This window comes from Burkholderia sp. KCJ3K979 (assembly GCF_016759955.1).
Classification (GTDB): Bacteria; Pseudomonadota; Gammaproteobacteria; order Burkholderiales; family Burkholderiaceae; genus Burkholderia; species Burkholderia orbicola.
Window position 1 is genome coordinate 22,440 of sequence record NZ_JACFYV010000074.1, and the last position, 6,974, is coordinate 29,413.

Sequence of the window (6,974 nt, forward strand, 5' to 3'; positions counted from 1 at the left end):
CGTATGGGTCACCAGGAGTTCATGTCCCAGGAGGAGGTCGATGCCCTCCTCAAGGGCGTCACGGGCGAAACCGATGCAGTCGACGAGCAGCGCGACACATCGGGCGTCCGCCCCTACAACATCGCGACGCAGGAGCGGATCGTCCGCGGCCGGATGCCCGGCCTCGAGATCATCAACGACCGCTTCGCGCGCCTGTTGCGGATCGGCATCTTCAACTTCATGCGGCGCACGGCGGAAATTTCCGTCAGCCAGGTGAAGGTGCAGAAGTACAGCGAATTCACCCGCAACCTGCCGATCCCGACCAACCTGAACCTGGTGCACGTGAAGCCGCTGCGCGGCACGTCGCTGTTCGTGTTCGACCCGAACCTCGTGTTCTTCGTCGTCGACAACCTGTTCGGCGGCGACGGGCGCTTCCACACGCGCGTCGAGGGCCGCGACTTCACGGCCACCGAGCAGCGGATCATCGGCAAGCTGCTGAACCTGGTGTTCGAGCACTACACGACCGCGTGGAAGAGCGTGCGGCCGCTGCAGTTCGAATTCGTGCGCTCGGAGATGCACACGCAGTTCGCGAACGTCGCGACGCCGAACGAGATCGTGATCGTCACGCAGTTCTCGATCGAGTTCGGGCCGACGGGCGGCACGCTGCACATCTGCATGCCGTACTCGATGATCGAGCCGATCCGCGACGTGCTCAGCTCGCCGATCCAGGGCGAGGCGCTCGAAGTCGACCGCCGCTGGGTGCGCGTGCTGTCGCAGCAGGTGCAGGCCGCGGAAGTCGAGCTGACCGCGAATCTCGCCGAGATCTCGTCGACGTTCGAGAAGATCCTGAACCTGCGCGCGGGCGACGTGCTGCCGCTGGAGATCGAGGACACGATCACCGCGAAGGTCGATGGCGTGCCGGTGATGGAATGCGGCTACGGAATTTTCAATGGTCAATATGCGTTGCGCGTGCAGAAGATGATCGGCGCGAGCGATTCGATGAAGGAAGGTGGATATGAGTGAGCTGAACCAGACGCCCGACGACGACATCCAGGCGATGGCCGATGCGGCCCTCGCGGCGTCGGCCGCCGACGCGAAGGCGCCGGCCGCGGCCGAGGAAGATCCGGGCATGGACGACTGGGCGGCCGCGCTCGCCGAGCAGAACGAGCAGCCGGTGCAGGCGGGCGCGACGGGCGCCGGCGTATTCCAGCCGTTGTCGAAGGCCGCGGCGAGCTCGACGCACAACGACATCGAGATGATCCTCGACATCCCGGTCAAGATGACCGTGGAGCTCGGCCGCACGAAGATCGCGATCCGCAACCTGCTGCAGCTCGCGCAAGGTTCGGTCGTCGAGCTCGACGGCATGGCCGGCGAGCCGATGGACGTGCTCGTGAACGGCTGCCTGATCGCGCAGGGCGAAGTCGTGGTGGTCAACGACAAGTTCGGTATTCGCCTCACCGACATCATCACGCCGGCCGAACGCATCCGGAAGCTGAATCGATGAACGTCGTGATGTCCGGCCGGCGCGCGTGCCGCGCGATTGCGGCGGCGGCACTGGCCGTCGCCGCGTCGCTCGCGTGCGCACCGGCCGGCGCCGCCGACATGAACGCGGTCAACCACCCCGGTTCGATCGCGTCGAGCGTGATGGTCGGTTCGGCCGCGCCGTCGCTCGGCATCGGCGCGGTGCTGCAGACGCTCGTCGGGCTCGCGGTCGTGATCGGCCTCGTGTTCGCGTGCGCATGGCTCGCCCGCCGCTTCGGGTTCCAGCCCGCGCGGCGCGGCGGCCCGCTGAAGGTCGTGTCGAGCGTCGGGCTCGGCGCGAAGGAAAGCGCGACGATCGTCGAGATCGGCGACACCTGGCTCGTGCTCGGCGTCGCGCCGGGCAACGTGCGATTGCTGCATACGCTGCCGGCCGGTTCGGCGGCGACGACCGCGACCGCGGGTTTGGCCTCGGCCGACGCGTCCGTCGGCGGCACTTCGTCCGACGCCGGCCTGCCCGGCACGTTCGGCTCGCGGTTTCGCGACGCGCTCGCGGGCGAAGCCGCGAAACGCCTCGGGCGCGGCAAGGACCGCTGACATGGCGCCGCGCCCTCTTCCAGTCTCCGCATTCCGATGAAACACGCATTCCTGCGTCACGCGGCGCGCGTCGCGCCCGTGCTGATCCTCTGTCTCGCCCCGGCGCTCGCGTATGCGCAGGCGAACGGCCTGCCCGCGTTCAACGCGAGCCCGGGCCCGCACGGCGGCACCACCTATTCGCTGAGCGTGCAGACGATGCTGCTGCTCACGATGCTGTCGTTCCTGCCGGCGATGCTGCTGATGATGACGAGCTTCACGCGCATCATCATCGTGCTGTCGCTGCTGCGCCAGGCGCTCGGCACCGCGACGACGCCACCGAACCAGGTGCTCGTCGGCCTCGCGATATTCCTCACCTTCTTCGTGATGTCGCCGGTGCTCGACCGTGCGTACAACGACGGCTACAAGCCGTTCTCCGACGGCTCGATGCCGATGGAGCAGGCCGTGCAGCGCGGCGTCGCGCCGTTCAAGACCTTCATGCTGAAGCAGACCCGCGAGACCGATCTCGCGCTGTTCGCGAAGATCTCGAAGGCCGCGCCGATGCAGGGCCCCGAGGACGTGCCGCTGTCGCTGCTGGTGCCCGCGTTCGTCACGAGCGAACTGAAGACCGGCTTCCAGATCGGCTTCACGGTGTTCATCCCGTTCCTGATCATCGACATGGTCGTCGCGAGCGTGCTGATGTCGATGGGGATGATGATGGTGTCGCCGTCCACCGTGTCGCTGCCGTTCAAGCTGATGCTGTTCGTGCTGGTCGACGGCTGGCAACTGCTGATCGGCTCGCTCGCACAGAGCTTCAGTTAAGCGGAGGAACACGCGCGATGACGCCCGAACAAGTGATGACGCTGGCGCACCAGGCGATGATGGTCGGCCTGCTGCTCGCGGCCCCGCTGTTGCTAGTCGCGCTCGCGGTCGGCCTCGTCGTGAGCCTGTTCCAGGCCGCGACGCAGATCAACGAAGCGACGCTGTCGTTCATCCCGAAGCTGCTCGCGGTCGCCGCGACGCTCGTGATCGCCGGCCCATGGATGCTGACGACGATGCTCGACTACTTGCGGCAGACGCTGCTGCACGTCGCGACGCTCGGCGCCGGCTGAGCCGCGCGTCCGGCTCCCGTTCCACGACGATGTTTTCGGTCACCTACGCGCAGCTCAACGGCTGGCTCACGGCGTTCCTGTGGCCGTTCGTGCGGATGCTCGCGCTCGTCGCGACGGCGCCCATGGTCGGCCACGCGGCCGTGCCGGTGCGCGTGAAGATCGGCGTCGCCGCGTTCATGGCGCTCGTCGTCGCGCCGACGCTCGGTGCGATGCCGGACGTCACCGTATTCTCCGCGCAGGGCATCTGGATCCTCGTCAATCAATTCCTCATCGGCGTCGCGATGGGTTTCACGATGCAGCTCGTGTTCGCGGCCGTCGAAGCGGCCGGCGACTTCATCGGGCTGTCGATGGGGCTCGGCTTCGCGACCTTCTTCGATCCGCATTCGAGCGGCGCGACGCCCGCGATGGGCCGGTTCCTGAACGCGGTCGCGATGCTCGCGTTCCTCGCGGTGGACGGCCACCTGCAAATGTTCGCGGCGCTCGCCGCGTCGTTCCAGTCGCTGCCGGTGTCGGCCGACCTGCTGCACGCGCCGGGCTGGCGCACGCTCGCCGCGTTCGGCGCGACCGTGTTCGAGATGGGGCTGCTGCTGTCGCTGCCGGTGGTCGTGGCGCTGCTGATCGCGAACCTCGCGCTCGGCATCCTGAACCGCGCGGCGCCGCAGATCGGCATGTACCAGATCGGCTTTCCCGTCACGCTGATCGTCGGGCTGTTGCTCGTGCAACTGATGATCCCGAACCTCGTGCCGTTCGTGTCGCACCTGTTCGACATGGGGCTCGATGCGATGGGGCGGGTGTTGATCGGGTGGCGGTAGACGCCCTGTCGACGCACATAGATCCTCTTCCGCCTCATTCGGGCCGCATTTTCCCTGCTGGCACCCCGGCATTTGATTCCGACCGTGCCCTTTTTTTCGTCCTTTCCACCGCGGCGCCGCCCGCCCGCGACGCGACCGCCGCCCGCCCCGAGCGACAACCGGCCCGAACCCGCTGGCGGCCCGTCCGGCGGGCGATCGCGGCCGACACACGCCAGCTCGGCTCACATCGGCGCTTGACCTGCGCCGACCGACTCGCTAGCGTTTCGGGTTTGCCCGGGCGGCCATTGCCGCCGGTGCCGTGAGCGCGCCCGACGTCCTGGCGCGCGCGGCCGGGCTCCGATGGAAAAGACGATGCAGAAACTCGATGCGGCCAGCCCGCAGGCGATGTCGACGGATTTCACCGCCGACAACGTCGCGCGCCTGAAGGCGCTGTTCCCCGAACTCGTGACCGAAGGCCCGGACGGCGCGTCGGTCGACGTCGACGTGCTGAAGGCGCTGGTCGGCGAGCGCACGGTCGGCGACGCCGACGAGCGCTACGGCTTCCACTGGCACGGCAAGCGCGCCGCGCGCCAGGCGGCGCTCACGCCGTCGACGGGCACGCTGCGGCCCTGCCCCGACGACAGCGTCGCGTGGGACGACACGCGCCATCTGGTGATCGAGGGCGACAACCTCGACGTGATGAAGCTGCTGCACAAGAGCTACGCCGGCAAGGTGAAGCTCGTCTACATCGACCCGCCGTACAACACCGGCAGCGATTTCGTCTATCCGGACGACTTCAGCGACAGCATCCGCCACTACCTGGCGATGACGGGCCAGACCGAAGCCGGCGTGAAGCGCAGCACCAACACCGAGGCGAACGGCCGGTTCCACACCGACTGGCTGAACATGATGTATCCGCGCCTGAAGCTCGCGCACGCGCTGCTGTCCGACGAGGGGCTGATCGCGGTGCACATCGACGAGCACGAAGTGCATGCGCTGGTGCTGATGCTGCGCGAGATCTTCGGCGAGGAAAACGAGCTCGGCGTGGCCGTGTGGGACAAGCGCAACCCGAAGGGCGACGCGCGCGGCGTCGCGTACCAGCACGAATCGCTGGTGCTGTTCGCGCGCAACGCCGAGACGCTGCTCGAACGGGCGCCGCTGAAGCGCCCGAAGCGCAACGCGCAGCGCATGCTCGATGCCGCGCACGACGCGGTGTACCGCAGCGGCAACCCGAAGGACGCGCAGAAGGCGTACCGCGCGTGGATGAAGGCGCAGACCAACCTGTCCGGCGGCGAAGTGATGTACGACCGGCTGTCGCCGGAAGGCCGCGTGTACCGCCTCGTGTCGATGGCGTGGCCGAACAAGAAGAAGGCGCCGGACGAATATTTCACGCCGCTGATCCACCCGGTCACCGGCAAGCCGTGCGCGATGCCGGCGCGCGGCTGGCGTAACCCGCCCGCGACGATGCAGGCGCTGCTCGAGCGCGGCCAGATCGAATTCGGCCCGGATGAAACCACGCAGCCGCAGCGGATCTACTACCTCGACGAGAACATGTACGAGAACGTGCCGTCGGTGCTGCCGTTCGCGGGCTCCGACGACGCGCTGCTGAAGACGCTCGGCATCCCGTTCGACCTGCCGAAGCCTGTCGACTTCGCGGCGGCCGTGATCGGCTGGTGCACGCGCGGCGACGACATCGTGCTCGACTGCTTCGCCGGCTCCGGTTCGACCGGCCACGCGGTGATGCAGGTGAACGCGACCGACGGCGGCGCGCGCCGCTACATCCTCGTGCAACTGCCCGAGGCGCTCGACCGCCGCGACAAGACGCAAACGGCGGCCGCCGATTTCTGCGCGAAGCTGAAAAAGCCGCTGACCCTCGCCGAAATCACGAAGGAACGCCTGCGCCGTGCCGCGCAACAGGTCGCGCGCGACTATCCGGAAAGCTATGGCGACCTCGGTTTTCGCGTATACCGGCTCGACACGACCAACGTGATCGAGTGGGACCCGCGCCGCGACGACTTCGACCACGCCCTCTTCGCATCCGTCGAGCACGTGAAGACCGGCCGCACCGAGGACGACCTGCTCGCCGAGCTGACGCTCAAGCTCGGCCTCGACCTGTGCACGCCGGTCGAGCATCACCAGGTGGCCGGCAAGACCGTGCACCTGATCGGCCGCGCGATCGTCGCGTGCTTCGATGCACGTATTTCACGCGACGACGCGGGCCCGCTCGCCGACGGCATCGTCGACCTGCTCGACGCGAGCGGCGCGTCGCGCGACGTCACGTGCCTGTTCCGCGACAGCGGCTTCGTCGACGACGTCGCGAAGCTCAATCTCGCCGCGCTGCTCGAACAGCACGGCGTGAAGCGCGTGCGGAGCCTGTGATGCGCCTGCATTTCGAAGCGGATCTCGACTACCAGCGCGAGGCGATCGACGCCGTCTGCGACCTGTTTCGCGGCCAGGAATCGTATCGCGGCGACTTCAGCGTGCTCGCGAACGCCGCGCCCGGCACGACGGCCGCCGCGCAAGGCTCGCTCGGTTTCGCGGTATCGGAGCAGGGTGTCGGCAACCGGCTGTCGCTGACCGACGACGCGCTCGCGCGCAATCTCGCCGACGTGCAGCTGCGCGGCGGGCTGCCGCCGTCCGGTCTGCCCGGCTCGCGTGACTTCACCGTCGAGATGGAAACCGGCACCGGCAAGACCTACGTGTACCTACGCACGATCTTCGAGCTGAACCGCCGCTACGGCTTCACGAAATTCGTGATCGTCGTGCCGTCGATCGCGATCAAGGAAGGCGTTCACAAGACGCTCGCGATCACCGAGGATCACTTCCGCGCGCTGTACGCGGGCGTGCCGTACGACTACTTCCTGTACGACTCCGCGAAGCTCGGCCAGGTGCGTCACTTCGCGGCGAGCGCGGCGATCCAGATCATGGTGATGACGGTCGCCGCGATCAACAAGAAAGAGATCAACAACCTCTACAAGGACAGCGAGAAGACCGGCGGCGAGAAGCCGATCGACCTGATCCGCGCGACGCGGCCGATCGT

Annotated in this window: 8 protein-coding genes; all 8 read left to right on the plus strand. The window is 67.6% G+C overall.

Annotated features, from left to right (window positions below):
• Positions 1-3 precede the first annotated feature (3 nt).
• Positions 4-1,002 carry a flagellar motor switch protein FliM gene (fliM, locus tag H3O04_RS17805; RefSeq protein WP_006477232.1) on the plus strand — a complete coding sequence of 333 codons (999 nt, stop codon included), beginning with the start codon at positions 4-6 and terminating at the stop codon, positions 1,000-1,002.
• Positions 995-1,483 carry a flagellar motor switch protein FliN gene (fliN, locus tag H3O04_RS17810; RefSeq protein ID WP_011544466.1) on the plus strand — a complete coding sequence of 163 codons (489 nt, stop codon included), beginning with the start codon at positions 995-997 and terminating at the stop codon, positions 1,481-1,483. The genes fliM and fliN overlap by 8 nt, the downstream gene beginning before the upstream one ends.
• Positions 1,480-2,055: a flagellar biosynthetic protein FliO gene (gene fliO / locus H3O04_RS17815; RefSeq protein ID WP_202588154.1), complete on the plus strand. Its 576-nt coding sequence runs from the start codon at positions 1,480-1,482 to the stop codon at positions 2,053-2,055. The genes fliN and fliO overlap by 4 nt, the downstream gene beginning before the upstream one ends.
• 36 nt (positions 2,056-2,091) lie before the next feature.
• Positions 2,092-2,853 carry a flagellar type III secretion system pore protein FliP gene (gene fliP, locus H3O04_RS17820; RefSeq protein WP_202588155.1) on the plus strand — a complete coding sequence of 254 codons (762 nt, stop codon included), beginning with the start codon at positions 2,092-2,094 and terminating at the stop codon, positions 2,851-2,853.
• Between the two features lie 17 nt (positions 2,854-2,870).
• On the plus strand, positions 2,871-3,143 hold the full coding sequence (gene fliQ, locus H3O04_RS17825) for a flagellar biosynthesis protein FliQ (protein ID WP_006401718.1): 273 nt from the start codon (positions 2,871-2,873) through the stop codon (positions 3,141-3,143).
• 29 nt (positions 3,144-3,172) lie between these two features.
• Positions 3,173-3,955 carry a flagellar biosynthetic protein FliR gene (fliR, locus tag H3O04_RS17830; RefSeq protein ID WP_027809606.1) on the plus strand — a complete coding sequence of 261 codons (783 nt, stop codon included), beginning with the start codon at positions 3,173-3,175 and terminating at the stop codon, positions 3,953-3,955.
• Positions 3,956-4,294: 339 nt separating this feature from the next.
• Positions 4,295-6,313, plus strand: a complete 2,019-nt coding sequence (locus H3O04_RS17835) for a site-specific DNA-methyltransferase (protein ID WP_011544473.1) — start codon at positions 4,295-4,297, stop codon at positions 6,311-6,313.
• Positions 6,313-6,974: DEAD/DEAH box helicase family protein (locus H3O04_RS17840; RefSeq protein ID WP_202588156.1), on the plus strand; the 662-nt coding region annotated here is incomplete at its 3' end. The genes H3O04_RS17835 and H3O04_RS17840, both read left to right, overlap by 1 nt.

Bases quoted from the DNA above. Each gene is read 5' to 3' on its own strand.
- fliP (WP_202588155.1), top strand. From the start codon at position 2,092: ATGAAACACGCATTCCTGCGTCACGCGGCGCGCGTCGCGCCCGTGCTG.
- fliR (WP_027809606.1), top strand. From the start codon at position 3,173: ATGTTTTCGGTCACCTACGCGCAGCTCAACGGCTGGCTCACGGCGTTC.
- fliN (WP_011544466.1), top strand. From the start codon at position 995: ATGAGTGAGCTGAACCAGACGCCCGACGACGACATCCAGGCGATGGCC.
- fliM (WP_006477232.1), top strand. From the start codon at position 4: ATGGGTCACCAGGAGTTCATGTCCCAGGAGGAGGTCGATGCCCTCCTC.
- fliO (WP_202588154.1), top strand. From the start codon at position 1,480: ATGAACGTCGTGATGTCCGGCCGGCGCGCGTGCCGCGCGATTGCGGCG.
- fliQ (WP_006401718.1), top strand. From the start codon at position 2,871: ATGACGCCCGAACAAGTGATGACGCTGGCGCACCAGGCGATGATGGTC.
- H3O04_RS17835 (WP_011544473.1), top strand. From the start codon at position 4,295: ATGGAAAAGACGATGCAGAAACTCGATGCGGCCAGCCCGCAGGCGATG.